This is a genomic window from Microbacterium sp. ABR10, from assembly GCF_057812175.1.
In genome coordinates, this window is the sequence record NZ_CM173821.1 from 2,413,597 (window position 1) to 2,436,745 (window position 23,149).

General features: G+C 69.0%; 19 protein-coding genes and 1 tRNA gene. 9 read left to right on the forward strand and 11 right to left on the reverse strand.

What is annotated here, in order from left to right:
- Positions 1 to 127: 127 nt before the first annotated feature.
- Positions 128 to 1,084 carry an AraC family transcriptional regulator gene (locus ACXKZF_RS11185; RefSeq protein WP_488984240.1) on the reverse strand — a complete coding sequence of 319 codons (957 nt, stop codon included), beginning with the start codon at positions 1,082 to 1,084 and terminating at the stop codon, positions 128 to 130.
- A 196-nt stretch (positions 1,085 to 1,280) separates the two neighbouring features.
- On the opposite strand from ACXKZF_RS11185, the gene ACXKZF_RS11190 reads away from it, so the two are divergent.
- From ACXKZF_RS11190 to ACXKZF_RS11220, 7 genes are all read left to right on the forward strand, one after another.
- A complete protein-coding gene (locus ACXKZF_RS11190; RefSeq protein ID WP_488984241.1) occupies positions 1,281 to 2,621 on the forward strand; it encodes an ABC transporter substrate-binding protein in 1,341 nt (446 codons plus the stop codon).
- 80 nt (positions 2,622 to 2,701) lie between these two features.
- Positions 2,702 to 3,649 carry a carbohydrate ABC transporter permease gene (locus tag ACXKZF_RS11195; RefSeq protein ID WP_488984242.1) on the forward strand — a complete coding sequence of 316 codons (948 nt, stop codon included), beginning with the start codon at positions 2,702 to 2,704 and terminating at the stop codon, positions 3,647 to 3,649.
- A complete protein-coding gene (locus tag ACXKZF_RS11200; protein ID WP_488984243.1) occupies positions 3,649 to 4,461 on the forward strand; it encodes a carbohydrate ABC transporter permease in 813 nt (270 codons plus the stop codon). Before ACXKZF_RS11195 ends, ACXKZF_RS11200 begins: the two co-directional genes overlap by 1 nt.
- Positions 4,458 to 6,017, forward strand: a complete 1,560-nt coding sequence (locus ACXKZF_RS11205) for a mannitol dehydrogenase family protein (RefSeq protein WP_488984244.1) — start codon at positions 4,458 to 4,460, stop codon at positions 6,015 to 6,017. Before ACXKZF_RS11200 ends, ACXKZF_RS11205 begins: the two co-directional genes overlap by 4 nt.
- The gene (locus ACXKZF_RS11210; protein ID WP_488984245.1) at positions 6,014 to 6,238 is read left to right on the forward strand and encodes a PLDc N-terminal domain-containing protein; all 225 of its coding nucleotides are present in this window, start codon (positions 6,014 to 6,016) and stop codon (positions 6,236 to 6,238) included. The genes ACXKZF_RS11205 and ACXKZF_RS11210 overlap by 4 nt, the downstream gene beginning before the upstream one ends.
- Before the next feature lie 27 nt (positions 6,239 to 6,265).
- A complete protein-coding gene (locus tag ACXKZF_RS11215; protein WP_488984246.1) occupies positions 6,266 to 7,342 on the forward strand; it encodes a zinc-dependent alcohol dehydrogenase in 1,077 nt (358 codons plus the stop codon).
- Positions 7,339 to 8,253 (forward strand): carbohydrate kinase family protein, encoded by a 915-nt coding sequence (locus ACXKZF_RS11220; protein ID WP_488984247.1) that lies wholly within the window; start codon positions 7,339 to 7,341, stop codon positions 8,251 to 8,253. The genes ACXKZF_RS11215 and ACXKZF_RS11220 overlap by 4 nt, the downstream gene beginning before the upstream one ends.
- A gap of 168 nt (positions 8,254 to 8,421) precedes the next feature.
- On the opposite strand, the gene ACXKZF_RS11225 is transcribed toward ACXKZF_RS11220, so the two are convergent.
- Positions 8,422 to 8,494: transfer RNA gene (locus ACXKZF_RS11225), tRNA-Arg, on the reverse strand.
- A 14-nt stretch (positions 8,495 to 8,508) separates the two neighbouring features.
- A complete protein-coding gene (locus tag ACXKZF_RS11230) occupies positions 8,509 to 9,297 on the reverse strand; it encodes an NRDE family protein (RefSeq protein WP_488984248.1) in 789 nt (262 codons plus the stop codon).
- Positions 9,298 to 9,418: 121 nt separating this feature from the next.
- Here ACXKZF_RS11230 and coaBC point away from each other — a divergent pair, with 121 nt between their 5' ends.
- Complete coding sequence (gene coaBC / locus ACXKZF_RS11235; protein ID WP_488984249.1) at positions 9,419 to 10,630, forward strand: bifunctional phosphopantothenoylcysteine decarboxylase/phosphopantothenate--cysteine ligase CoaBC; 1,212 nt, start codon at positions 9,419 to 9,421, stop codon at positions 10,628 to 10,630.
- A 252-nt stretch (positions 10,631 to 10,882) separates the two neighbouring features.
- Here the strand turns inward: coaBC and ACXKZF_RS11240 are convergent, their stop codons facing one another.
- From ACXKZF_RS11240 to ACXKZF_RS11265, 6 genes are all read right to left on the reverse strand, one after another.
- On the reverse strand, positions 10,883 to 12,220 hold the full coding sequence (locus ACXKZF_RS11240; RefSeq protein WP_488984250.1) for a DUF2510 domain-containing protein: 1,338 nt from the start codon (positions 12,218 to 12,220) through the stop codon (positions 10,883 to 10,885).
- Positions 12,221 to 12,475: 255 nt separating this feature from the next.
- Positions 12,476 to 13,921 (reverse strand): LamG-like jellyroll fold domain-containing protein, encoded by a 1,446-nt coding sequence (locus tag ACXKZF_RS11245; RefSeq protein ID WP_488984251.1) that lies wholly within the window; start codon positions 13,919 to 13,921, stop codon positions 12,476 to 12,478.
- A gap of 155 nt (positions 13,922 to 14,076) precedes the next feature.
- Positions 14,077 to 17,550, reverse strand: coding sequence for an error-prone DNA polymerase (locus ACXKZF_RS11250; protein ID WP_488984252.1), 3,474 nt, complete (start codon positions 17,548 to 17,550; stop codon positions 14,077 to 14,079).
- A gap of 15 nt (positions 17,551 to 17,565) precedes the next feature.
- The gene (locus tag ACXKZF_RS11255) at positions 17,566 to 19,110 is read right to left on the reverse strand and encodes a DNA polymerase Y family protein (protein WP_488984253.1); all 1,545 of its coding nucleotides are present in this window, start codon (positions 19,108 to 19,110) and stop codon (positions 17,566 to 17,568) included.
- Positions 19,110 to 19,841 carry a hypothetical protein gene (locus tag ACXKZF_RS11260; RefSeq protein WP_055956672.1) on the reverse strand — a complete coding sequence of 244 codons (732 nt, stop codon included), beginning with the start codon at positions 19,839 to 19,841 and terminating at the stop codon, positions 19,110 to 19,112. The genes ACXKZF_RS11255 and ACXKZF_RS11260 overlap by 1 nt, the downstream gene beginning before the upstream one ends.
- A gap of 215 nt (positions 19,842 to 20,056) precedes the next feature.
- A complete protein-coding gene (locus tag ACXKZF_RS11265) occupies positions 20,057 to 20,554 on the reverse strand; it encodes an HNH endonuclease (protein ID WP_055956669.1) in 498 nt (165 codons plus the stop codon).
- A 171-nt stretch (positions 20,555 to 20,725) separates the two neighbouring features.
- Between ACXKZF_RS11265 and ACXKZF_RS11270 the strand changes: the two genes are divergently transcribed.
- The gene (locus ACXKZF_RS11270) at positions 20,726 to 20,926 is read left to right on the forward strand and encodes a MerR family transcriptional regulator (protein ID WP_374108639.1); all 201 of its coding nucleotides are present in this window, start codon (positions 20,726 to 20,728) and stop codon (positions 20,924 to 20,926) included.
- On the opposite strand, the gene ACXKZF_RS11275 is transcribed toward ACXKZF_RS11270, so the two are convergent.
- Both ACXKZF_RS11275 and ACXKZF_RS11280 read right to left on the reverse strand, forming a co-directional pair.
- Positions 20,896 to 21,684 (reverse strand): M23 family metallopeptidase, encoded by a 789-nt coding sequence (locus ACXKZF_RS11275; RefSeq protein ID WP_488984254.1) that lies wholly within the window; start codon positions 21,682 to 21,684, stop codon positions 20,896 to 20,898. The genes ACXKZF_RS11270 and ACXKZF_RS11275 overlap by 31 nt on opposite strands.
- 1,221 nt (positions 21,685 to 22,905) lie before the next feature.
- Positions 22,906 to 23,076, reverse strand: a complete 171-nt coding sequence (locus ACXKZF_RS11280; protein ID WP_488984255.1) for a hypothetical protein — start codon at positions 23,074 to 23,076, stop codon at positions 22,906 to 22,908.
- Between the last annotated feature and the right edge of the window lie 73 nt (positions 23,077 to 23,149).

Genomic DNA, 23,149 nt, shown 5'->3' on the forward strand with positions numbered 1-23,149 from the left:
GAGGTTTGTTGACCGATCGTTCAGTAATCATGTCAGACCGCGGCGCGCGCGGCAACGGTGCGTCGCCATTCGCGAGAGCCCGGCTCACCGTGATCGACGCCGCCGCCCACGCCTTCCTCGCTGCGCGTCAGTTAGAGCGATCAGCTCGCAGTGCACCCACGGGGTTCGAGTGGGGTTGCACGCCCTCGTCCTGCTTCCGGTACGCCGTGGGGTTGAGCCCCGTTTCCTTGAGGAACTGCCGGTTGAAGTTGGCCAGATTTCCATAGCCCACGGCGAGGCTGATCTCCGCCACCGAGGTGTCCGTCTGCTGCAGGAGACGGCAGGCATTCGCGATCCGCAGGCGGCGGACGAGGGTGGAGAACGTCATTCCACTGGCCTTCTTGAAGTATTTCGAGAAGGTCGGCTCCGACATGAAGGCCAATCTGGCGGCTTCCGACATCCGGATGTTGCCGCTGAGATTTTCCACGACGTAGGCGAGCCCGGCATCCACGGCTGCTTGTCCTTCTGCTCCCGCCGAAGACGAGTAGAGGTCGTGCGCCACGAAGTGACGCTCCTCGCGCGGGGCGTTCACGAAGAGGCTCAACAGCGCGAGGAAGTGGGCCATCCGCTGGACACCCGTTGCGGTGCCGACGAGTTCGATCTGGTCGGCAGCGGCGCTCGCGGTGTGTCCCGAGTAGATGATGCCGCGGCGCGCGTCTTGGACGAGGTCCTGAGCGTGGTGGAGCTCGGGAACCGCGCGGACGGCGGCGTCCAGCCACGTCGGCGTGAACTGGATCACAGCGTCACGATTGCGGATGACTTCTCCGGGTTCAAGATCGCTCACCCAGTCGTGCGGGACGTCGGATCCGACGATGGCGACGTGACCGGCGGTGAACGCGCCGACCTCATTGCCGATGATGTAGCTTCCGGCGCTCTCGCGGATGAGGTGGATCTCCACCTCCGGGTGGTAGTTCCATCGTGCGATGGGGGCGGGGTAGTCGTGCTCCATCCACCGGAAGCTCTCTCCCGCTGTGAGGGGCACGAGTTCGCGGACCGCGGGCCGGTCGACGACGCTGCGAGCTGCAGTCTCGGGTGATGTCTTCATGCTCACAACGTCCTCGTTGTCGGCGATCCTCGGGCCTTCTTGGAAAAAAAGTATCAGAAGTAGATGAGTTCGGCGGAGACGCCGGCGTGCCTCCGGAGCGATTCTTAGGGGGCCGCAGAGGGGAACAGCGACGTCGGAGAGTGCCACTCTCCACCCGGCGGCAGCGAGATCCAGCAACCACGACAAAGGAGTTCGAATGCTTCGCACACGACGCGTATTGGCTGTCGGTGGGGCCTTGGCCGTTACGGCTCTGGCGCTGACCAGCTGTGCCGGCGCCGGGGGGAACAAGAGCGGAGACGTCACCCTCACGCTCGCCACCGTCAGCAACCCCCAGATGAAGGACATGGAGGAGCTGAAGAGCCACTTCGAGGACGACAACCCCGGTATCAAGATCAACTTCGTCCAGATGGAGGAGGGCGACCTCCGCGCCGCCGTCACCGCCGACGTCGCCTCCAAGGCCGGTCAGTACGACATCGTCACCGCCGGCGCGTACGAGGTTCCGCAGTGGGGCGCCCTCGGCTGGCTCAAGGACCTCACCGCAGACCTCGCCGCCGACGAGGACTACGACGTCGACGACATCCTCGAGCCCGTCCGCACCGCGCTCTCCGTCGACGGCAAGCAGTACGCCGTTCCGTTCTACGGCGAGTCGTCGATCCTCATGTACAACAAGGAGATCTTCGACGCCGCCGGCCTGACGATGCCGAACAACCCCACCTGGCAGCAGGTCGCGGAGTTCGCCACGCAGCTCAAGACCGACGACCAGGCCGGCATCTGCCTTCGCGGCAAGCCCGGCTGGGGCGACCTGTTCGCCCCGCTGACCACGGTCGTGCAGACCTTCGGAGGCGCCTGGTACGACGAGAACTGGGACGCCCAGGTCGACTCGCCCGAATTCACCGAGGCCGTCAACTTCTACGTCGACCTCCTCAAGAACGCGGGCGAAGCCGACCCCGTCTCCAACAGCTTCACCGAATGCCTCAACCTGGTCCAGAGCGGCAAGGCGGCGATGTGGTACGACGCGTCCGTGGCGGCCTCCATCCTCGAGGACACCAAGACCTCCGCCGTCGCGGGCAAGATGGGCTACGCCCACGCCCCCGTCGTCAAGACGAAGGAATCCGGCTGGCTGTGGTCCTGGAACCTCGCCATCCCCGAGACGACCAAGAACTACGACGCCGCACTGACCTTCATCAAGTGGGCCACGAGCAAGGACTACCAGCAGCTCGTCGGTGAGGAACTGGGCTGGACGCGCGTGCCCCCGGGAGCGCGCAACTCGACCTACGAGATCCCCGAGTACAAGGAAGCCGCCGCGGCGTTCGCTCCCATCACCCTCGAGGTGATGAACTCCGTCAACCCGAAGCAGCCGGGCGTGAACCCGCAGCCCTGGGTCGGCATCCAGTACGTCACGATCCCGGAGTTCCAAGACGTCGGAAACCAGGTCGCTCAGTACGTGGCTGACGCCATCGCCGGACGCGGGACGGTCGAAGAGGCCCTCGCCAAGGGACAAGAGATCGCTCAAGCCGCCGGGGACAAGCAGAAATAGTCCCCCCGACCCCCGCGTGAACCGGGGTGGCGACGACGACAGCCGCCGCCACCCCGGACCACCAGGCAAGGAGATCGAAGATGACCACTTCAGCCATCGTCACCGACGCGGGCATCAACAAGCCCAAGCTGCCCCCCAAGATCGACCCCAGCACGCGCAGGAAGGCCCGCACGGCACGCGGACTCGTTCTCCCCGCCCTGCTGATCTCGATCGCCCTCACGCAGATCCCGTTCATCGTCACGATCGTCGTGTCGTTCATGAACTGGAACCAGCTCCGACCCGACGAGACGGGATTCGCCGGACTCGACAACTACCTCAGCATCTTCTCCAACGCCGACTTCCTCTCGTCACTGTGGGCCACCGTCTCCATCACCGGATCCTCGGTCGTCCTCGCCCTGCTGCTGGGACTCGGATTCGCGCTTCTTCTCGACCGCAACTTCGCCGGCCAGGGAATCGCGCGGACCCTGCTCATCACGCCGTTCCTCGTAATGCCGGCCGCTGCGTCGTTGCTGTGGAAGTTCCTGATGCTGGACGTCAACAACGGCATCGTCAACGTCGCTCTGCAAGCGGTCGGGCTGCCGTCCATCTCGTGGAACACGGACATGCCACCGGTCACGATCATCATCGTGATGACCTGGCAGTTCACCCCGTTCATGATGCTGATCCTCCTGGCGGGGCTGCAGAGCCAGGACAAGGGTGTCCTCGAGGCGGCATCCGTCGACGGCGCAGGGCGCTTCCGCACCTTCCACTACATGACCCTCCCGCATCTGCGGCAGTACATCGAGATCGCCGTTCTGCTGGGCGGGATCATGCTGCTGCAGATGTTCGACCCCATCGCGATCATGACCAAGGGCACCGGCGGGACCAAGACCCTGCCCTACCTGCTGTACGAACGCGCATTCATCGGTCTGGATATCGGCCAGGCCGCCGCATTCGGCGTCGTCACCGTCGCCATCACCCTGGCTGTCGCCAGCATCGCGCTGCGCAGCTTGTTCAAGGTCTTCGTCGAAGGAAAGGTGCGCGACTGATGCGTAAGCTCCGCGCGAGTCTGCTGACGACCGTCACGTGGATCGTCGTCCTGATGTTCTTCTTCCCGATCGGCTGGATGGTCTTCACCAGCTTCAAGTCGGAATCCGCGGCGGCATCCATCCCGCCGACCGTGTTCACCCCGCTGAGCTTCGACAACTACATCGCCGTGTTCGACCGGGGAATGGGGGATTACCTCACCAACTCGTTCATCTCCAGCATCTCGTCCACGGTGATCGTGCTGCTGCTGGCGATCCCCTGCGCGTACGGACTCAGCGTCCGACCGATCAAGAAGGTCACCGATGTGCTCTTCTTCTTCATCTCCACCCGGTTCCTGCCGGTGGCGGCATCCATCATCCCGGTGTACTTCATCCTGTTGTCCCTCGGTCTGCTCGACAACATCACCGCGCTGACCTGGCTCTACGTGGCGATCAACCTGCCCATCGCCATCTGGATGATGCGCTCGTTCTTCACCGAGGTCCCCGTGGAGATCATCGAGGCCTCCCAGATCGACGGCGCGAACCTTCGCACCGAGCTCATCCGGGTGGTTCTGCCCATCGTGCTCCCGGGCATCGCCGCCGTGGCGCTGATCTGCTTCATCTTCTCGTGGAACGAGTACTTCCTCGCGAGCATCCTCACCAGCGACACCGCGCGCACCGTTCCGCCGTTCCTCGCCAGCTTCGTCGACGGCCGCGGACAGTTCCTGGCGGTGCTCTCCGCCGCCTCCACCGTGGCAGTGCTCCCCGTCGTCGCCGCCGGGTGGCTGGCGCAGAAGCAGCTCGTCCGAGGTCTCGCGATGGGTGCGGTGAAATGACCACGACCGACACGACCGGGCGGCCCTTCACCGCGCTGCCCGGTCTGGCCGAAGCCACCCTCGGCCGGCTCGACGCGTCCGTCGCAGCCCCCACGTACGACCGCTCCCACCTGAAAGCCGGAATCGTGCACGTCGGGGTGGGGGGCTTCCACCGCGCCCACATGGCGATGACCATCGACGATCTTCTGTCGCAGGGGCTCGCCACCGATTGGGCCATCTGCGGGGTGGGTCTGCTCGAGGGCGATCGCCGGATGAAGACGATCATGGATGAACAGGACTCCCTGTACACCCTCACCGTCCGCCACCCCGATGGCCGCGAAGAAACCCGCGTGATCGGCAGCATCATCGACTACCTGTTCGCCCCCGACGATGTCGACGCCGTCATCGAACGCATGGCACACCCCGACACCCGGATCGTGTCGCTCACCATCACCGAGGGCGGGTACAACCTCGACCGGGTAAGCGGCGCCTTCGACCTCTCCACCCCGACCGTCGCCGCCGACCTCGCCGATGACACCCCCTCCACCGTATTCGGTGTCGTGGTGGAAGCGCTGCGGCGTCGGCGCGAGCGAGGAATCGACCCGTTCACCGTCCTGAGCTGCGACAACATCGAGAACAACGGCGAGGTCGCCGAGGCCGCGTTCCAGGCGTTTGCGAAGGCGAAGGATGCCGAGCTGGCGGCGTGGATGGACACCCACGTGAGCTTCCCGAACTCCATGGTCGACCGCATCACCCCCGTCACCACACCCGCTGATGTGAAGGCCATCTCCGAGCGCACCGGCGTGGTCGACCAATGGCCCGTGGTGTGCGAGCCGTTCTTCCAGTGGGTGATCGAAGACGAGTTCAGCCTCGGTCGCCCGCCGTGGGACAGCGTGGGCGTCCAGATGGTGTCCGATGTTCGACCGTACGAGCTCATGAAGTTGCGGCTGCTCAACGCCAGCCACCAGGCGTTGTGCTATTTCGGCTACCTCATGGACTATCGCCTCGTCCACGAGGCCACGACCGACCCGCTCATCTCCACCTTCCTCGCCCGCTACATGAACGAGGAGGCCACCCCCACCCTCGCACCCGTACCGGGAGTGGACCTGGATGCCTACACACGCACGCTCATCGAGCGGTTCTCGAACGCCCACGTGCGAGACACCATCGCCCGCCTCTGCGCCGAGTCGTCGGACCGCATCCCGAAGTGGCTCGTTCCGGTGGTTCGAGAGCAGCTGCGCACGGGAGGATCCGTCGCCTACGGTGCCGCGATCATCGCCTCGTGGGCACGGTACGCCGAAGGCGTCGACGAACACGGCGCTCCCATCGAAGTCGTGGATCCGCTCCGCGAACAGCTGGTCCCCCTCGCCCGACAGCAGCGAATCGACCCCTCCGCCTTCGTCACGAACCGGAGCCTGTTCGGTGACCTCGCCGACGACCCACGGTTCCTCGGGGCCTACCTCGACACTCTTCGCAGTCTGCACGATCACGGTGCGCGGAGCACCCTGCAGGCGATCGTGAGCGGCGATCGCGGACCCCGCCCGGTCATGACCGCCCCCGAGGAGACGGCGACGTGAGTCTCCTGGAAGTAGCGCTGTCCCTGATCTGCGGTCTCATCATCGTCCTCCAGTGCGCCGCGCTCGCGAGCGTCCTGCGGGCGGACGCGCTCCCCGTCGAGGTGCGACTGGTGTGGATCGCCGCGATCATCGTGATCCCGGTCTTCTCGGCCATCGCCTGGGGACGTCTGACGCCCGCGCTCCCGAGGCCCCTCGCCTCGCCCCAAGAACCCCGCCGCTGACTCTGAACCAGAAGTAGGACGAACATCATGCCTGACACGCTCACCGACATCGACTCCCCCGGCGGACGGCCCACAACCTTTCGCAGGGCAGTCTCCGTTCCGACCGCCGGCGTGCACCTCGAGGACGCAGTCGCCCTCGTTCCCCAGCCGAACGAGGTACTCGTGCACTCCCGCATCGTCGGCATCTGCGGGTCGGATACTCACGCGCTGGCCGGTTCGCACCCGTTCCTGACCAGCACCTACGTCCCGGGTCACGAGGCGGTCGGTGTCGTCGCCGGATGGGGTGAGGACGTCAGCGGTTTCACCATCGGCCAGCGAGTGATCCTCAAGCCCAACGTCAGCTGCGGGACGTGCGTGAACTGCCTCGCGGACCGCTCCAACGCCTGCGAGAAGCTGACCTGGATCGGTTGCGACCCGTCCCAGCAGTGGTCCGGTGCGATGGCCACCGAGTTCGTCGCCCCGGCGCAGAACCTCTTCGCCGTCCCCGAGGGGATGGACGACCGCACCGCTGTTCTCGTGGAGTGTCTGGCGACCCCCGTCCACGCCGCACGCATCGCCGGCGACCTCACCGGCGCCTACGTGGTCGTCCTCGGAGCAGGCACGATCGGGGTCCTCTGCATCATCGCAGCGCTGGCCGCAGGGGCGAAGTCCGTGGTCGTCACGGATATGGACGAGGGCAAGCTGCAACGCGCGCTCCGCATCGGTGCGCACGGGGCCGTCCTCGCCTCCGCAGCTGACGTGAACGAGCACGTCATCCACGCACTCGGAAACCCGACCGCAGACGTCGTGCTCGACTGCGTGGCCAACGAGCGCTCACTCGCCCAGTCGGTGACGCTTCTGCGTCGCGCGGGAACGCTCGTCGTTGTCGGTGTGCCCGCACGCGACGCCTCGTTGCCGATGCCGCTCATCCAGGACTGGGAGATCCGCGTGCAAGGAAGCGCGGCTTACACGGAAGCGGACGTGCTCACCTCCATCGACATCGCCGCCCGTGGAGGCCTTCCCGCTGACGAGATCGTCTCCCAGGAGTTCGACCTCGAGCACGTCGCGGATGCCTTCGCGGCGGCCACGAACGACAGCTCCGGCAAGGTCCTCATCCTCCCGTGAGCATCGTCGTCATCGGCGAGGCCCTCGTCGACATCGTCCGACAGTCGGGGGGATCGCCGTCCACGAACCCCGGCGGTTCCCCCATGAACGTCGCCGTCGGGCTCGGGCGCCTCGGCCACACCGTGGACCTCCACGCGACCGTCGCGAGTGACGAGAACGGCGCCGCCATCCTCCGTCATCTGGTGGACTCGGGCGTTGCCCTCCGCAACGACAACCCGCCAGCTCGCACATCGTCCGCGATCGCGACCATCCAGGAAGACGGTTCCGCCCGGTACGAGTTCGACATCACGTGGGACCTTCCCGCCGTGCAGATCCCGCCCTCCACTCGATTCGTTCACGCGGGCTCGCTCGGTGCCGCGCTCCCCCCGGGAGACGCCGGCGCACTGACGGCGCTGCGGGCGGCGCGGGAGTACGCCATCACCACGTTCGACCCGAACGTGCGGCCCGCTCTCATGCGTGCCCACGCCCCGCAGCTCGAGCTCACCGAGGAGTTCTTCGGTGCGGCAGATGTCGTCAAGCTCAGCGACGAGGACGCCGCCTGGCTGTACCCGAACGGGACGCTCGACCAGGTCGTGGACCGACTCCTCGATCTCGGAGCAGCAGTCGTCGCCGTGACCCGCGGGGCGGACGGCGCCATCCTCGCGACCGGTGACCACCGCGTCTCGCTCGCGACACAGGCGTCCGATGTCGTCGACACCATCGGAGCCGGCGACTCCTTCATGGCCGGAATGATCCACGCGCTCGACGACACGATCGAAGGCACGGACCTGGCCTGCGTCGACCGCACTCGTCTCCTCGATCGGTCCGAACTCGCCCGAGTGGGCACGTTCGCACAGTCCTGCGCTGCGATCACCGTCTCGCGCCGCGGGGCGGACCTTCCACGGATGAACGAACTCGCTCTCGGCCACTGAGCTCGAGACCCCGCCCAGGGCGTATGCATGGAGCCCGCGAGCATGGCGCGGGCGCTCGACGCCCGGAATCGCCACACCTCGGCACCTGTGGCGCTGCCGCTCCGGACATGTGGCGCGCGTCCGGGCCTCTCGCCAGCGCGGACACCGCCCGGCCCCGGCGAAAGAGTGTGCCCCCGACAGGATTCGAACCTGCGACGCCCGCGTTAGGAGTGCGGCGCTCTATCCCCTGAGCTACGAAGGCGGGATGCCACCAGCCTACTGCGCGGGAGTCGACCCCTCGGATGCCGGATCGGCGGCGTCCCGGTCCCCCGCATCGCCCAGACCGGGGATGCCACGACGCAGCCCCGCGATGAGCCCGTCGTCCCAGCGGCCGGGCTCGGCAGGGGTGGCCTGACGTGCGTCGACTCCCTCCGGTCCGATGCTCGCCACGCACACCAGCAGCGACTCCAGAAGGTGATCGTCGTGGGCGTCTCGCCGCAGCACCGACGCCGACGGATCGCTGGTGGCGTGCGCGACGACGTCGAGCCACGGCATCCACCAGTCGTCGCCCGGTCCGATGCCGGCACGACGGAAGTCCTCGAGCCACCGCCCGATGCGCGGGGTCACCGGGTCGTCGACCTCGTGGTGGGCGACCATGTGGGTGCCCGGTGCGATCCGCGAGCGCCGCGCGACGAGGCCGTCCCACTCCACGAGGTGGGCGCCATCGGCATCCACTTCGACGAGGTTGAACCCCCGTGTGCTCGGACGCTCCGGGATGCCGGCTCCCACCGCATCGAGCGGAATGCTGCCGCGGCTGACGACCTCGTCGTCCGAGCGATCGGACAGGTCCTGCCGGTTCAGGAGCACGGCCAGTCGTCCCGCGTCGGGGTCGACGGCCAGCCACGCACCGCCCGCGCGGTCGTCGCGAACGCCCAGGATGCCGCCACGCTCGGGCCACCAGGGCCCCAGCCCGCGCCACGGTCGGTCGCGCTCCTCGTCACGGACGGCGAGCAGGCGCACGGGCTCACCCGCGGCCTCGGGGACGTCGATCACGACCGTGCACATTGCATCCACGCTACCGGCGCCCGGTGCGATGGGGGCTCTCCCCGACCGCCGCGCCCGCCACGTTCTCGCCGCGACGAGACTCGCCGCCCCGCCGCGGCAGCCGACCTGGAAGACTGGGGCGATGTTCGTCGTCGTGGGAGTGACCGGGGGCATCGCGGCCTACAAAACAGTCGGCCTCGTGCGACTGCTGGTGAAGGCGGGGCACGATGTCCACGTCGTGCCCACAGACGACGCGTTGCGGTTCGTCGGTCTGCCGACCTGGGAATCGCTCAGCCGCAACCCGGTCACGACGTCGGTGCACGACGACGTCGCGAGCGTGCGCCACGTCGCCCTGGGCCAATCCGCCGACCTCGTCATCGTCGCTCCGGCCACCGCCAACACCCTCGCCGCCATGGCCGCGGGCCTCGCCTCCGATCTGCTCGGCACGACGCTGCTCGCCACGACCGCGCCGGTGGTCGTCGCCCCGGCGATGCACAGCGAGATGTGGCGGCATCCGGCGACGACGCACAACATGGAGGTGCTCCGCGCCCGTGGGGTTCACGTGGTCGGTCCCGCCGACGGCGTGCTGACGGGCGGAGACTCCGGACCCGGGCGGATGTCGGAGCCCGAAGAGATTGTCGCCGCGGCCCTCGCCATCGTCGAGCGCCCGCAAGACCTCCGGGGCCTGTCGATCGTCGTGAGCGCCGGCGGCACCCGCGAGCCGATCGATCCGGTGCGCTATCTCGGCAACCGTTCCAGCGGACGGCAGGGCGTCGCCATCGCTCGAGCCGCCGCCGATCGCGGCGCCGACGTCGCCCTGGTCGCCGCACACCTCGACGCCGACGTGCGGCCGGATCCGCGGGTCGAGGTCATCGCCGTCGGTACGGCCGCAGAGCTCGGAAGGACGATGGATGCCGTCTCCGGCGGTGCGGACGTCATCGTCATGGCCGCGGCGGTCGCCGACTACTCCGTCGCGTCGATCGCCGAGGGAAAGCTCCGCAAGCAGGACTTCCCCGGTGCGCTGACCCTGGAGCTCGTCGAGAACCGTGACATCGTCGCGGGCCTCGTGGGGCGTCGCCGCCCGGGGCAGACCATCGTCGCCTTCGCCGCCGAGACGGTGACCGACGAGGAGGAACTGCGCGAGCGTGCCCGCGCGAAGGCGATCCGCAAGGGCGTCGACCTCCTCGCCGCGAACGCGGTCGGGTGGGCGCAGGGCTTCGAGGTCGTCGACAACGCGCTCACGATCGTCGGCCGCGACGGGGAGGTCGTGGCCACGGCATCCGGCTCGAAGGACGACACCGCGCACGCGCTGCTCGACGCGATCATCGCGGCGCGGCGGACCACCGCGAAGTGAACGTCCGACGAGGCGCCGCGCGACGCCGACGCGACGATGGACACCGGGCCTGAGCTACCGACCGCTGAGTCGGTCGAGGATCTGTTCCGTCTCGGTGCGCCCGCGGGCGGCGCGGCCGACCCCGTCGTTCAGTGAGACACGAAGTCACCGGACGTCACTTCACGCGAAACCCTGGCGCCGCGCGCCGACCCACCTCGCGAAGCGATGAGGAGACCACACCGCCGCCGCAGGCCGCGGCGCGCGGCGCGGCGCTCAGTAGCCGTAGGTGTACTGCAGCTCCTGCACGAGCGAGAAGAGCTGCGTCAGCAGCATGACCACCCACACGCTCGCGATGATCCACGTCACCACGGTCACACCGATCGCCGTCCAGAGCGGGGCGAGGCCCTTGCCGGTGTGACGGCGCACGATCACGCTGCGCCCGATGATGTAGACGAGGCCGCTGCCGATCGCGAGAACGAAGAAGCTCCACGCCCAGTGGAACGGCCGCTCGATTCCGCGAGCGCGCAGCTGACGCCAGTCCAAGAACGCGAACAAGACGGTGGCGGCCGCCAGCACGAGGCTGAGGACCGACGACACCACCGTGAGGAGCGTGCCGGCCATCGACGGGCTCGCCAGAGACTCGGAGTACAGGTCGTTGTACACCGACTCGCGCATGAACGAGCCCCAGTCGAATGCGAACAGGCTCAGAACGCCCACCAGCGGCAGCGCCACCAGAAGCCAGATCCACACGGTGTTCGTGTTGAGGTCACGACGTGGCGCGGCGCCGTACCCGACCGGCGGCGCGGAGGCGTATCCCGGGGCGGCCGCGGTGGGTGCTCCGGGGTACGACGGGGCGCTCGCGGAGGCGGTCCCCGGGTACGCCGGCGTACCCGCCGAGGCGGGAGCACCGGGATACGCCGACGCCGAGGGGAACGCGGGGGCCGGAGCGACGGGAGGGGTGACCGACGATGCCGCAGGAGCAGCCGCGGCGGCCGCGGCGGCGACGGCGCCGGCGCCTGCAGCGGCGGGAGCGTCATGCGGGTCGTGGGCAGCGGCGGGAGCGGCATGCGGGTCGTGGGCGGCCAGCGGCTCACGGCCGGCGGGCTGATCCTGAGCGGCGAGCGGCTCCTGAACGGCGGACGCCTCCTGAGCCGCGATCGACTCCCACCCGGCGGACGAACCCCGCGTCGCGGCCGACTCACCCGGCGTCGACGAGGCGACCGCGGGGGTGTCCTCGTGCCAGGTGGGATCGTCTTCGGTCGAGCCGTGACCCACGTGCGCGGCGACCGAGTCAGAGGCGACCGAGTCGGAGGCGAGCGGCGAGGATCCGCCCTCTACACCGAAGGACTCGGTCGACGTCTCGTCGGCGGCGCGGTGGTCGTCGGGGGTCGTGGTCGCCGAGGTGACCGCGTCGCGGTCGGAGGCGGCGACATGCGAAGCGTCGTCATCCGTCGGCACCGTGGCATCCTCCCCCTCTCCGGAGGAGATCGGTGTGCTCCCGTCGACCGCCCGCACCTCGTCGGTCCACGACGTGCCGTTCCAGCGGCGGAGGCCGCCACCTCCGGCGGGATCGGGGTACCAGCCGTCGGGCGGAGTGGGTGTGTCGGTCATGGCGCTCCCTGTTTGATGCGGAACCGGCGGGATGGCCCGAGTCTAGTGAGGGCACGAGGATGCCGTGCGCGTCCGTCCCCAGGCCGCGGGCGTCGCGGGCGGGGCGTCGTCGTACGTCCGGCAGGCCCCTCGCCTGTGGTCTGAGACCCTGCCGGGGATCGGCAGCGGGCAGGCAGCCGGCGATACCACGGCCGGACACCCGTTCGTCGGGGCGGGGCGGAATCCCCGCGTGCGGCGGGATCACCTCCGACACTGTCAGGGCACGACGGGGCGCTCGTTCTCGTATAGGGCCCGAACCTGTTCGGCGGTCAGAGCACGGTCCCAGACACGGACGCGGGCGAAGGTGCCCTCGGCGTAGTTGCCGACGGTCGAAGCCATCTGCACCGCGCCGACGGTGAACTCCGCGGGCGTCGGATTCAAGCCGTCCGGGTAGGGGTACGGGTTCTTCATGGAGGTGTTGCCGAACTTGTCCTTCACCGGCCCCAAGGGGACGGAGAGGCCATCGAGGTAGGAGACGGCTTCTCGACCGTCGTACGTGCCGACGTGCAGTTGCCAGACGCGGCGGGTGAAGGTCTGTCCGGATGCGGAGTAGTCGATCGAATACGGGTGACCGGCCGTGGGTCCTCCCGTCCGCGACACATGGAAGTTGCCGCGTTCGTCTCCGCCGTACATGGAGAGGTCGTAGAAGAGTCCGTACGACCTGCGCGGATCCCCACTCGACTCTGACCACATGCCGGCGACGAACCCGGCGTTGTCGTCGGTCATCAGGACCCAGGCCGCAACGGTGACCGTTCCCCCGCCCGCTCCGACGTTCAGGCGGCCGACGGAGTCGCGATGCAGTCGCAGGAAGCTCTTGCCGGGCAGGTTCACTCCCCGCCCGAACGGCGTCGCGACGGTTGTCGCGCGTACGTTGCCCGCCTGTTGGAGCGGAAGGTCGCCGACGGTCGTACGGAAAGGAGGGGCGGCTTCGTCGAACCGCCACTCGGCGATCGGGGTAGGCACGCCGACAGGACCGGACGGAGTCGGCGCGGGGGTCGCCGTCGGGGTCGGTGAGGGTGCAACGGTCGGGGTCGCCGTCGGGGTCGGTGCGCGCGTGGGTGTCGGCGCCGCGGTCGGGGTAGGGGTCGGCGTCGGGGTCGCCGTCGCGGCCGGCGTCGGGGTCGGCACGACGGGAGGACTCGGCGTCGGGCTCGCGCCGGCGCTGGCGGAGGTCACGGTGAGGGCATCCACCGTCACGTTGGAGTTCTGTGCGGCGGCGGACTTCTGGCCCGTTGCGGTCACGGTGAGCGTGTGCGCACCGGGAGCGAGGTCTGCTCGCTCGTAGAGAACCGTGTTGAACACGTTCGACGACGCGTACGCGTCGATGCGGGCGGAGAGGACCCCGTCGATGCGAATCTCACTGATGCCGCTCAGCGGCGTCTTACGTCCGTGGATGCGGATGCCGGTGCCCTCGAAGCGGTACGAATAGAACGCCCGGGCGGCGTTCGCGTATTGCACGGAGCCGTTGTGATCGGCCTTGTTCGAGGTCGTGCGCCACGAACCGCTGTAGGTGATCGACGCGTCGAGCCCGTCGATGGTGCGCACGGTCGGCGCGGAGGTCGCCGCGAACGACGGCGCACTGGCGACCGAGGCCGAAGCGATGATCGCGAGCGCGGTGAGCACGGCGATCGCTCGTGAACGCCACTTCATCGTCGGTGACATCTTGCGGCTCCTTCAGCGCGAGACCTGTGCGGCCGCGGCAGATGGAAGGCGCCCCCACGACCTCACCCCATCATGCCGCTCGCCCCGCCCGGATCGATGGGCGAGCCCCTGAAGTTGCGCGGACCGGCCGGACGCTGCGCCACCCCTCTGCCTTCTCACCGGAAGTCCCGCGACGCGTGGGCGACCCCCACGCGCAGATCGGTGAATCCGTCGGCGACCACGTTCGTTACGCCCTCCATGGAACGTTCGAGCATGCCACGCACGATCAGCGCGGGCGATTCGCGGGCGACCCGGCGATACCTGTTCCACACCCCGACGGAGCAGATGATGTTCATGAGCCCGTGTTCGTCTTCGAGATTGAGGAACGTGATGCCGGATGCCGTGGCCGGTCGCTGGCGGTGGGTGACGAGCCCCGCGACCTCGATGCGCCGGTCGGTCTCGAACGTGCGGAGCTCGCGCGAGGTCAGCACCCCGCGCGCGTCGAGCGCCGACCGGAAATGGGTGAGCGGGTGGTCGTCGGCCGAGAGACCCGTCGCCCAGAGGTCGGAGGCGAGGATCTCGTAGCTCGACGGGTCGGTGAACAACGGCGGCTGCACGGCGACGAGGGAGTCGGGGAGGAATTCGGCGCGGTCCAGTGCGGCCGAACCCGACAACCAGATCGCCTCGCGCCGCGTGTGCCCGAAGCACTCGAATGCCCCCGCCGTCGCGAGCGCCTCGAGCTGCGCCGTGACCAGCCCGGTGCGACGCACGAGGTCGCGGAGGTCGCGGTACGCACCGCCGCGCTCTCGTTCGGAGACGATGCGCGCAGCCACTTTCGTGCCGATACCGGTGACCCCGGCGAGGCCGAGGCGCACGGCGAACCCGCCGTCACGACGGTGCGCCAGGGTCTCGTCGGGCTCCGACGGGTCGAAGTCGCCGGTCGGAGTCTGCCGCGCGTGCGCGCACGCGTCGAGCCCGGTCGGCGACCCCTTTCCTCGTCGCTGCTCCGCTGCGGGCGTGGCTCCGCCGGCATCCGCCCGTCCATCTTCCGGCGCCGTCGTATCGACCGCCTCGAGGGTCGCTTCAACCCCCGACCGCGACAGGTCGGGCCGGCGCACCACCACGCCGTGCCGCCGTGCGTCGGCGGTCAGGGTCGCGGGCGAGTAGAACCCCATGGGCTGTGCGCGCAGCAGTCCCGCGAGGAACGCCGCCGGATAGTGCAGCTTGATCCACGAGCTCGCATAGACCAGCAGCGCGAACGACAGCGAGTGCGACTCGGCGAAGCCGAAGTTCGCGAACGCCTGGATCTTGGCGTACAGCTCGTCGGCGACCTGACCGACGAGGCCGTTCTCGGCCATGCCGGCGTACAGCGTCTCGCGAAGTGAGTCGATGCGCTCCAGGCCCCGTTTGGACCCCATGGCCCGGCGCAGCAGGTCGGCGTCTTCGGCCGAGCAGTTGCCGACCGCCACGGCCATCTGCATCAGCTGCTCCTGGAAGACCGGCACCCCCATCGTCCGCGCCAGGACCGGCTCGAGCTTGGGGTGCACGTAGGTCACCTTCTCTTGCCCGAGCTTGCGGCGGACGAACGGATGCACCGCCCCGCCCTGGATCGGTCCCGGACGGATGAGTGCGATCTGCACCACGAGGTCGTAGAACTTCCGCGGCTGCAGGCGGGGCAGCAGCCCCATCTGCGCGCGGGACTCCACCTGGAACACCCCGATCGAGTCGGCCCGGCACAGCATGTCGTACACGGCCTTCTCTTCTTTCGGCAGGGTCGACAGCTCCCACTCCTCACCGGTGGCATCCCGGATCAGGTCGAAGCAGTACTGCAGGGCCGCGAGCATGCCGAGCCCCAGCAGGTCGAACTTCACCAGTCCCATCCACGCGGCGTCGTCTTTGTCCCACTGGATGACCGTGCGGTCTTCCATGCGCGCGTGCTCGATGGGCACGACCTCGCCCACCGGCCGATCGGTGAGGACCATGCCCCCGGAATGGATGCCGAGGTGTCGCGGCGCCTTCAGCAGCTCCGACGCGAACTCGATGACCTGATCGGGGATGTCGTGGTCGCCTCCGGTCTCGAGCGTCGCCCCCCAGCGCTCGACCTGCTTCGACCAGGCATCCTGCTGACCGGGCGAGTGTCCGAGGGCCCGGGCCATGTCGCGCACGGCGTTCTTGGGGCGGTACTGGATGACGTTGGCCACCTGCGCCGCCCGCTCGCGCCCGTACTCCCGGTAGACCCACTGGATGATCTCTTCTCGGCGGTCGGAGTCGAAATCGACGTCGATGTCGGGTTCCTCGTCGCGCAGGCTCGACAGGAACCGCTCGAACGGCAGCTTGTAGAAGATGGAGTCGACCGCGGTGATGTCGAGCAGGTAGCAGACAGCGCTGTTGGCGGCCGATCCGCGCCCCTGGCACAGGATGCCGCGACGGCGGGCCTCGGCCACGATGCCATAGACGATGAGGAAGTACCCCGGGAAGTCCTTCATCTCGATGACGCCGAGCTCGCGTTCGATGCGGCGGCGGTCGTCGTCGGAGAGATCCGGGTACTTGCGGGGCACGGCCTCCCACACCAGGTGTCGCAACCACGACATGGGCGTGTGCCCCTCGGGAACCTTCTGCTTCGGAAGCGCGGGCTTGGCGCGGCGCAGCGGAAAGGCGATCTCGTCGGCCAGCGTCACGGTGCGCGCGACCGCGCCCGGGTAGCGCGCGAACCGGGCCGACATCTCGACGCCCGAACGCAGGTGCGCGCCGGCATGGGCGGGCAGCCACCCGTCGAGCTCGTCGAGACCCCGGTTCGCCCGCACCGCGGCCACTGCGGCGGCGAGCAGCTCTTTCTGCGGGGCGGCGTAGTGCACGTTGTTGGTGGCGAGGGTCGCCAGCCCCCGCTCGGCGGCGAGCGCCGCCAGCACGTCGTTTCGACGGGAATCGAGCGGGTCGCCCTGATCCATCAGCTCGACGTAGACGGCCTGCGCACCGAACAGGTCGACGAGGGTGTCGAGTTCACGCGCGGCCCCCGCCGGTCCCTCGGATGCCAGCGCCTGCCGGACCGCTCCCTTGCGGCATCCGGTGAGCACGGCCCAGTGCGGGTCACGGGGACCGCCCGCCCGCTCGGCGAGGTCGGTGAGGTCGTAGACGGGCCGCCCCTTCTCGGCGCCGGTGAGCTGCGCGTGGGTGATCGCGGCGGCGAGACGGTGGTACCCCTCTTCTCGCCGCGCGAGGACGAGCAGGTGCGAACCCTCGGGGTCGGCCGCGCCGTTCTGCGGGCCGCTGAGTCCCAACGACAATTCCGCCCCGAACACGGTCTTCACCGTGCGGGCCTCGGCCGCCTCGGCGAAGCGCACGATGCCGTAGAAACCGTCGTGGTCGGTGAGGGCGAGGGCGTGCAGACCCAGGCGCTCGGCCTCTTCGACGAGCTCCTCGGGCGAGGAGGCGCCGTCGAGGAACGAGTACGACGAGTGCACGTGCAGTTCGGCGTACGGGATCGTGTCGTCGGGGCGCTCGATCGACGGCGGCACATAAGCCCCGCGCTTGTGCGACCATGCCGGGCTGTCGCCGCCGTCGCCGTTGGGCGGCGTGCCGGTCGGCCGACGCGCGTCGCTGAGCAGACGCTCCAGCTCCGACCACTTCACCGGGGGGTTGGTCCATCCCATCAGCTCACCCCCGCCTCAGTCATATCGACCCTCCGCCCGCCACTCGCCCTCTTCGACCACCAGCAGCCACGCGCCGCCATCGGCATCGATCACCTGGAATCGGTGCGCCCGGCGTGCCCGCAACGGGTCCCACCCGCGCTCGCTGATCGGCCAGGGCCCCGCCCACTCGTGGATACGACGACGCTGCCCCGCCGTCTCGAGCACCGCGGGCGGGGCGCTCAGCACGTCGCGCTCCCCCACCGTCACGGGGGCGCCCGCGATGTCCGTCACGCCGACCAGGCGTGGTTCGGGGTACACCGTGGCCGGTAGGGGGTCGGGAAGGCTGCCGGGCCAGGGCCGCGCACGATCTTTCGCCGTGACGGCTCGATCGCCCCACGGCACGTTCACCTGGCGTTCGGCGAGCCATCGCCCGCCGCCGACGACCGGCGTCACCACGGCACGATGACCGAGCATGGCCTGCACGCGCGACAGCGCGTGGTGCACGCGTTCGTCGGGGCCGGCGCCGAAGAGCCCTTTGGCGTGATGGGCTGCGGCATCCACCGCTTCGGGTTCGATGTGCACACCGGCCACACCGCTGCCGAAGATGCCCTGCGCGTCTTCGGCGAGTTGCCACCGCACCCGGTCGACCACGGCGGCGGCGTCGAACGACCCCGGATGCAACCAGACGCGTTCACTGCGCTCGGCTCGTTCGCCGGTGAGGACGACACGCAGTTCGGTGCACACGAGGTCGTGCGCGCCTAACCCGGCGATGAACTCCTCGGCCGCCACGCGCATGCCGAAGGCGATCTGATCGGCGAGTTCGAGCGGGGGTTCGAAGGCGATGTCGCGGTGCAGTTCGGGCGGAGGCGTCCGCGGCTGCACCGGCTGGGAGTCGAGCCCTCCCGATAGGGCATGCAGCCGCACCCCGCGGCCGCCGAAGCGCTCCCGCACCCGCTCGACCGGGAGCGCGGCCAGATCGCCGAGCGTGTGTACGCCCAGGCGCGCGAGCAGGCTCCCGAACTCGTCGTCGTCGAGCGTCGCGACGGACAGGGGTGCCAGGAACGCGCCGGCTTCCCCCGGTGGGACGATCCGCACCGGGTCGTCGCTGCGCGCTGATCGCGCCGCCTGCTCGGCGGTGAAGACGCCGTCGGCGACACTCGCCCGCACGTCGCTGAAACCGACGTCGTCGAGCAGACGGATCAGCGTACGAACCGCCTCGCGTTCGCCGCCGTAGTATCGGGCCGGTCCTCGCGCTTTCAGCGCGCACAGCCCGGGTCGCACGACCTGCACTCCGGGGGCGTACTCCTCGACGCGCGCGACGACGGGGGCGAAGGCGCGCGCGTCGCGCACGGGGTCGGCGGGCACGACCTGCAGCGCCGGGCACAGGGCCTGTGCGTCGCGGCGCTTCTGACCCCGACGCACCCCCTGCGCCCGGGCCGCCCACGAGCACGCCACGACGATGTTGTTCGCGAACACCGCGACGGCGGCATCCGGCTTCGGGGGCGAGACGGTCTCGTGAGCGAACGCCGTGATCGGCCAGTCGGGAAACCACAGCACGAGGCTGCGTGTGGGCGCCTGCATCAGCCCACCGCCCGTACGGGGTAAGCCGCCCCTGAGTAGGCGTCATGATCACGCGGCATGAGGCGTTCGGCGGGTGCACCCAGCAGCTCGATCGACCCGTCGGCGGCGGGCAGCAACATGCGCGCGCGACGGGCGTTCGGCGAACGCCGGCTGCTGACCGAGACCGTCAGTTCACGACCGGCGAGATACCCGTTGCCCTGACCGAGCCCCGACCACTGCGGGTCGGCCACGTCGATCACCGCTTCGGCCTGCGGCCAAGCGCCCTGCACGAGCAGCACCGACCCGCGGTCGCGCAGGCGTGCGGCCAGGCGCGTGGTCTCGGCACCCCCGCGAGCCGCCGTGGAACCCGCGGGCGGGCGCACGGCCACCACCGGCAGCACCTCGGTGATCGTCGCGGTCACCGCGAGCCACCGTGGCCCTGGATCGGGGATGAAGACGAGCCGGTCGAGATCGAGACCGTACTTCTCTGCGGCTTCGGCCCCCAGCTCGGGCATGCCGATCACTCCACACCACGCCCCGTCTTGCGAGGGTCGGGCCATGAGCGCCAGCAGCAGCGAGGACGAGCGGGCGAGGGCGTAGGCCGAGCCCGGGCGTAACCCGCCTCCGGGCAGCAGCGGCGAGAACGCGGGATGCGTCGGAAGCACCGGGGCGTCCATACGACGCCCTTGCATGCGCTCGAGGCGATCGCGCAGCGCATGGATGTCGGGTACGGCCTGTACCTGGTCTCGCATGATCGCCCTCACTCCCACAGGTTAGAACATGTGTTCTATTCCCTCAATCCCTGTGGGTCGAAGATACGATCGACCTCCGACATTGGCGGAGGAGGTCGATTGCGGCGCCCCCGAGACACGACGTCCATCCCTCGACACACCCTCGGGCGGCATGACGATGAGCCCAGCGAGCCGGGGCGGGCGGGCGGGCGGGCGGGCGGGCGGGCGGAGCAGCGTCAGGCCGCGAGCGCCAGGTACGGCTCCCACCGCGGGTCGCTCTTGTCGACGCCGCGGACCGTCCACGACGAGCCATGCGGCGGGGCGGGCACGAGCCGCAGCTCCCACCGCATCTCCTGCGGCGTGCGATCGCCCTTGATGTTGTTGCATGCGAGACAGCACGCCACCAGGTTCTCCCACGTGTCCTTGCCGCCACGCGAGCGCGGCATCACGTGGTCGATCGTCGAGGCCGCCTTGCCGCAGTACCCGCAGCGGTGCCCGTCGCGGCGGAGGACGCCGCGACGCGTCACCGGCACACGCCGTGCGCCCGGCACGCGCACGTAACGGGTCAGGATGATCACCGCCGGGCGATCGTACGTGCCGGCGGAGGCCCAAACGGGATCCTCCTCGACGCGTTCGACGACCACGGCCTTCTCGTTCATCACGAGCACGAGCGCTCGCTTGAACGACACGACGGCGAGGGGCTCGTAGCCCGCGTTGAGCACCAGTGTGCGCATGTACGTCTCCTCTCGAATGGCCGAGACGGCTTCTCGGATGTTCGACTCGCGACGACGGCAGGCGCGGAAAGGGTATGAAAAAAGGCGCTGTCAGGCAGACAGCGCCTTCGGACGCGCGGCCAGGCCACGGCATCCGAACTCACGATGCCGAAGAACGAGCAGCCCGAGCGCATCCATGGTGCGGATGCGCGGACTGGCGTTCATCGGCGTTCCCTCCGGTTCTTCCGACGTCGAGGAAAGGCTAACCCACCACGACACGCCCGGGGTCGGGCGGGAGGGGAAACGGAAGACGGCGTGTCGGAGAACGATGGTCTCCGGCACGCCGTCTCACGTAGGGAAGGTCAGCCTGCGTTCTGCTGCAGCCAGGCGTAGGGGTCGACCACCGAGTTGTTGATGTGCACCTCGAAGTGCAGGTGGTTGGCGGTCGAACTGCCTGTCGAACCGACGAGACCGATGAGCTGACCCGCGGCGACGGTCTGCCCCGCCTGCACCACTCGGCTGCCGTAGGTCATGTGACCGTAGGTGGTCGACACCTTCTGGCCGTTGATGACGTGCTCGAGCACGATCGCGACGCCGTACCCGCCGTAGCTCTCCTGAGAGATGCTCACGACACCCGCGGCGGCGGCGAAGATCGGCTGGCCACCGGGCGCGAGAAGATCCACGCCCTGGTGGTAACCGGAATCCCACAGACCACGGCCGAGGATGTAGCTCGTCAGAGGCCAGCGAACCTCGCCCGAGCCGGGCGCGGTCATGGTGAGGTCGACGGACGAAACGGAGGTGCTGGCCGTGGATGCCGCCTGGCGTGCGCGCTCGGCGGCGGCAGCGGCAGCGGCCGCGGCCGCGGCGGCCTCTTCGTCCTTCTTCTTCTTGATCTCGTCCGCGGTGGTGGCGGAGTAGCTGCTGCGGTCGAGCGTCTCGGCCGTGGCGTCGGATGCGACGACCAGCGACTGGTTGTCGGCGGCCGACATCTGCTGCAGCGTCATGGTTTCGGCGGCGGGCATGGTGGCCGCGTAAGCCGGGATGGCCACCGTCGCCACGAGCCCCGCCACCATCGACAGGATGACGGCGCTGCGCAATGGCTTGCCGATGCCGCGCGTCGATGAGGGACGGGGAGCAGGGATGGCACGCACGGCCGGTGCAGCCGCGGTGCGGGCGACCGGTACGGCCGCGATGCGAGCGGAACGGTTCGTCGTTCGGGCGACGGCCGCGCGTGTGCTCTTTCGGGTGGGGCCCGTTACGGGGACCTCGGGTAGGTCCGCAGCGGGATCGTTGTGTTCAGCCAAAGTTCCTCCGGCGCCTCTGCGTCTTCGGGGACGCTGGCTCGTCAGCACTCGATCATTGGGGGCACGATGTGCGGGCTTAGCCCTCTGCAGACGACGAGCCGATGAGGCAAACCGCGAGGGGTCCGACGGCGGGCTTCCAGCCTGTGGACCCTCTGAGGCTACCCGAAGATAACGAACAAGTCACGTTGCCGGGTCAGCCCCAGTATCTCGCGGCTCGGGACCCAGTGCCCATCTTCGTGCCAACACCGTGCCAACGACGGTGTCCCGCGAAGGCCCCTCATCCGTATCACGGTCATGAGGAACACATCATGGTGAAGCCCCGCCAACTCGCCAATGGGAAGTACCAAGCGCGCGCCTATCTGGGCGCCGGAAAGTACGAGTCCCTGGGCACGTGCAACACGTACGAAGAGGCCTTGAAGGCTCAGCTCCGACACGAGCTGGGGATGGAGAAGAAGGCCGCGCCGGTCAAGAGGGAGGTGGTCCGCGGCCACGTGAAGTTCGGCAAGTTCGCGGAGGATCTCCTCGCAGCACGAAAGTCTCAGCTCGCCACGGGGACCTGGCATCTCCACACTTGGGTGCTCCAGCGCCATCGGATTCCGACCTTCGGGCATCGGAAGCTGATCGACATCACGCCGCGCATGGTCCGCGCATGGTGGGCGTCGATGCCTGAGGGATCAGGGCGCCGGAACGCATACGTGGTGCTCCTCGCCACGATGCGCACGGCTGTGGACGACGGTGAGATCCAGACTTCCCCCGTCAAGATCAAGGGCGCCGCCGCTGACGTCTCCAAGCCCCGGCCGACCTTCACGCCGGGTGATGCGCACATGCTCATGGACATGGCCGGAGAGGGCCAGCTCCGGGTTCAAATCCACCTCCTGCTGTCGTCCGGCATGCGCGTCGGTGAGGCCCTAGGCGCCGATACCCGACAATCCTCGACGCGAACTCTTCCCGTGAGGTGGAGGCCATTCTCCTGGGAACAGCCGAGCCCATCCAGGTCGGTATGCGCCGGGTCGGCGACGACAGCGACGACGACGTCGCACCCTGGCCTGATCGCAGCGACGACGACAACTAGGCCGCTAGATCGGCGCCCGTCGTCTGCCGAGCCTTCAGTCTCTCCTGACGGTTGCCCTCCTCGGCGATGGCGATCGCGTAGGCCGGGTCGATGCGGATCGCGGCGATAGCTCGATCGACCTCTCCGCTCGCGATGAGCGCTTCGGCTCGCGCGTTCGTCTCGATCATGCGGCGAGCGTAACCCGTCTGAACACCCTCGACGGGGCCATGGCCGAGAGTGTCACCGCGGGTTAGCGCGTAC

Bases quoted from the DNA above. Each gene is read 5' to 3' on its own strand.
- ACXKZF_RS11200 (WP_488984243.1), top strand. From the start codon at position 3,649: ATGCGTAAGCTCCGCGCGAGTCTGCTGACGACCGTCACGTGGATCGTC.
- ACXKZF_RS11205 (WP_488984244.1), top strand. From the start codon at position 4,458: ATGACCACGACCGACACGACCGGGCGGCCCTTCACCGCGCTGCCCGGT.
- ACXKZF_RS11250 (WP_488984252.1), bottom strand. From the start codon at position 17,550: ATGGGATGGACCAACCCCCCGGTGAAGTGGTCGGAGCTGGAGCGTCTG.
- ACXKZF_RS11255 (WP_488984253.1), bottom strand. From the start codon at position 19,110: ATGCAGGCGCCCACACGCAGCCTCGTGCTGTGGTTTCCCGACTGGCCG.
- ACXKZF_RS11195 (WP_488984242.1), top strand. From the start codon at position 2,702: ATGACCACTTCAGCCATCGTCACCGACGCGGGCATCAACAAGCCCAAG.
- ACXKZF_RS11260 (WP_055956672.1), bottom strand. From the start codon at position 19,841: ATGCGAGACCAGGTACAGGCCGTACCCGACATCCATGCGCTGCGCGAT.
- ACXKZF_RS11190 (WP_488984241.1), top strand. From the start codon at position 1,281: ATGCTTCGCACACGACGCGTATTGGCTGTCGGTGGGGCCTTGGCCGTT.
- ACXKZF_RS11280 (WP_488984255.1), bottom strand. From the start codon at position 23,076: ATGATCGAGACGAACGCGCGAGCCGAAGCGCTCATCGCGAGCGGAGAG.
- coaBC (WP_488984249.1), top strand. From the start codon at position 9,419: ATGTTCGTCGTCGTGGGAGTGACCGGGGGCATCGCGGCCTACAAAACA.
- ACXKZF_RS11240 (WP_488984250.1), bottom strand. From the start codon at position 12,220: ATGACCGACACACCCACTCCGCCCGACGGCTGGTACCCCGATCCCGCC.
- ACXKZF_RS11215 (WP_488984246.1), top strand. From the start codon at position 6,266: ATGCCTGACACGCTCACCGACATCGACTCCCCCGGCGGACGGCCCACA.
- ACXKZF_RS11230 (WP_488984248.1), bottom strand. From the start codon at position 9,297: ATGTGCACGGTCGTGATCGACGTCCCCGAGGCCGCGGGTGAGCCCGTG.
- ACXKZF_RS11245 (WP_488984251.1), bottom strand. From the start codon at position 13,921: ATGTCACCGACGATGAAGTGGCGTTCACGAGCGATCGCCGTGCTCACC.
- ACXKZF_RS11185 (WP_488984240.1), bottom strand. From the start codon at position 1,084: ATGAAGACATCACCCGAGACTGCAGCTCGCAGCGTCGTCGACCGGCCC.
- ACXKZF_RS11265 (WP_055956669.1), bottom strand. From the start codon at position 20,554: ATGCGCACACTGGTGCTCAACGCGGGCTACGAGCCCCTCGCCGTCGTG.